Source organism: Sphingopyxis sp. (genome assembly GCF_036402335.1).
Classification (GTDB): Bacteria; Pseudomonadota; Alphaproteobacteria; order Sphingomonadales; family Sphingomonadaceae; genus Sphingopyxis.
The window spans coordinates 1-2728 of record NZ_DASWTD010000416.1 but is presented as its reverse complement, the minus strand read 5'-3'; the positions used below and the strand labels follow the sequence as shown (position 1 = coordinate 2728).

Here is a 2728-nt window from a genome sequence, read left to right as displayed (position 1 = left end):
ACCCGTCGTGATCGGCGTCCAGGATTTCGCCTTCATGGGCGGGTCGATGGGCGTCGCCGTCGGGGAAGCGTTCGTCGCCGGGGTCGAGGACGCGATCCGGCGCGGCGTCCCCTATATCGCGATCACCGCCGCGGGCGGCGCGCGTATGCAGGAAGGCACGCTCTCGCTGATGCAGATGCCGCGCGCGACGGTGGCACTTGCACGCCTGCGCCGCGCGGGCCTGCCCTATATCGTTCTGCTTACCGATCCGACCACGGGCGGCGTCACCGCGAGCTATGCGATGCTGGGCGACATCCAGATCAGCGAGCCCAAGGCACTGATCGGCTTCGCGGGCCAGCGCGTGATCGAGAACACCATCCGCGAGAAACTGCCCGAAGGCTTTCAGCGCGCCGAATATCTGCTCGATCACGGGATGATCGACATGGTGGTGCACCGCAAGGAGCTTCCCGAGACGCTGGGCCGCCTGATCGGCTATCTGGCGCCCGAAAAGGCTGCGTAAGGCACACCGCCAACCTCTTTTCGTCACCCCGGACTTGATCCGGGGTCCATTCGGCGGCGCGGTAATGGATGCCGGATCAAGTCCGGCATGACGAAGGCGCGATAGGCACTATCAAGGCTTGAAAATGCCCGACCACGCCCATAGCTCCGACCCCGCGGTCCAGATCCAGCTCGATCGCCTCGCCGCGCTGTCGCCGGGACGTGACATTCTCGGTCTCGAACGAATCGCCGAACTCTGCGCACGCCTCGGCAACCCCCAGTTACAACTCCCGCGTACCTTTCATGTCGCCGGGACCAATGGCAAAGGATCGACCTGCGCCTATCTGCGTGCAATTCTCGAAGCGCAGGGCCGCCGCGTGCACAGCTATACCAGCCCACATCTCGTCCGCTTCAACGAACGCATCCGCCTCGCCGGGACGCTGATCGACGACGCGCTGCTCGCGGCGCTGCTCGAAGAAGTGCTCGACGAGGCGGCCGACCTGCAGGCGAGCTTCTTCGAAGTCACCACCGCCGCCGCCTTCCTCGCCTTCGCACGTACCCCCGCCGACGACTGCATCATCGAGGTCGGCCTCGGCGGGCGTCTCGACGCAACCAACATCATCCCGCCTCCTGCAGTGGCCGGCATCGCGTCGCTCGGCATCGATCACGAAGCCTTTCTGCTCGCCCCCGAAGCCGGGACACCCGTCGATCCGGCGATGCGCATCGCGTGGGAAAAGGCCGGGATCATCAAACCCGGCACCCCCGTTGCGACTCTCGCTTATCCGCCCCATGTGCGCGATACCATTGCCGCCAGGGTCGCCGATGTCGGCGCAACGCTCTTCCCCGAAGATGAAGGCTGGGCGCTCGAAGCCGATGGCGAGGCCTTCCATTGGACCTCCAGACTGGGATCGGTCGCGCCGCTGCTACACCCGCGCATGGCTGGCGCACACCAGATGCGCAACGCAGGGCTCGCCATCGCCATGCTGCGCCTCGCCCCGGATCCTCAACCGACCGATACCGAGATCGCCGCCGGCGTTGCCGACGCTTTCTGGCCCGGTCGCATGCAGCGCCTTGGTGCCGGCCCGCTCACCGCACTTTTGCCCGAAGGTGCCGGCACATGGCTCGATGGCGGGCATAATCCCGACGCCGGTGTCGCACTTGCAAAAGCGCTCGACGGCCGCGCGCCGTTGCATGTCATATGCGGACTGCTCAAGAACAAGGACGCCATGGGCTTCCTTCGGCCATTCGCCAGCCATATCGCCTCGTTTCAGGCGGTCCCGATCCCGGGGCACGACCATTACGATCCCGGGGATCTTTGCCGCCGGGTCCGGTCCGTTCTCGGCATCGTCGACGCGCAGCCCTGCGACGATGCCGCCGCGGCGCTGCGTCACATCGCTGACCATCGCGCGCCCGGCGATGTTCTGATCTGCGGTTCGCTCTACCTTGCCGGCGTCGTCCTGGATCTCAATGACGAGTGGCCGGTTTAGAGCGACGACGTTCGACCCGTTACTGCCCTCTCCATCATCGCCCCGGACTTGATCCGGGGTCCATGGCTGAGGGCGCGGCTAGGGATCCCGGATCAAGTCCGGGATGACGAAAGAGGTGAGCGACTTCCTGCTCTCCACCTCTCCACCCCAAACCTGACACAGAGGCTCGGCCGCGAGCTGCCGTTCAGGCGCGCCCGCTGAGCACGTCGGGATCGGCCCAGCCGTTCACATAGGCGAGGTAATAGAGGACGAAGGTGATCGTCGCAGCGATCGTCATCTGCAACAGGATACGCCCCGGTCGGAAAGTCGCCGGAGCCCCCGGTTCCTGCCCCTTGACCAGCGGGGTCGCGTCATCACTCGCACGGCGGCCGTGGAAGGGCAGCACGAAGAAGGCGCTGAACGCCCAGAACAGCAGGTAGATGGCGAGCGCCGAAGTCCATTTCATTGCAGTCGTTCCCGTTCAGATGTCGACGAGCATCACATCGACGACGGGCTTCTTTCCCGTCCAGTCGGTCGCGACGCGCCGCACGCCGAGGCGGATCGCCTCGCGCAGCTTTTCCTCGTCGCGCGCGGGGCCGGTCGCGGCCTGCTCGGCAGCTTCGCGCATCTCGTCGATAAAGGCCTCGCGCTCATCCTCGACCGGGACACCCCGGTAGCTGATCGCGCTTTCGACGAAACGCTTCTCCGCGAAGATCGCCGCGACCGTGATATGGCCGTTAAGCGCGAGCTTGCGGCGCTCGTTGATGTTTTCGCCGTCGGCCGGA

3 protein-coding genes and 1 pseudogene are annotated in these 2728 nt (G+C 65.8%); 2 read left to right on the top strand and 2 right to left on the bottom strand.

Annotated features, from left to right (window positions below):
* Positions 1–499 (top strand): acetyl-CoA carboxylase carboxyltransferase subunit beta (locus VGD20_RS13595; RefSeq protein ID WP_331134965.1); only part of this gene is annotated, 499 nt, incomplete at its 5' end.
* Between the two features lie 124 nt (positions 500–623).
* Positions 624–1964, top strand: a complete 1341-nt coding sequence (locus tag VGD20_RS13590) for a folylpolyglutamate synthase/dihydrofolate synthase family protein (RefSeq protein WP_331134964.1) — start codon at positions 624–626, stop codon at positions 1962–1964.
* Between the two features lie 184 nt (positions 1965–2148).
* On the opposite strand, the gene VGD20_RS13585 is transcribed toward VGD20_RS13590, so the two are convergent.
* Together VGD20_RS13585 and VGD20_RS13580 are read right to left on the bottom strand one after the other, a co-directional pair.
* Positions 2149–2409, bottom strand: a complete 261-nt coding sequence (locus VGD20_RS13585; RefSeq protein WP_331134963.1) for a DUF1467 family protein — start codon at positions 2407–2409, stop codon at positions 2149–2151.
* 15 nt (positions 2410–2424) lie between these two features.
* Positions 2425–2728, bottom strand: a pseudogene (locus VGD20_RS13580) (MBL fold metallo-hydrolase); the annotation flags it as partial.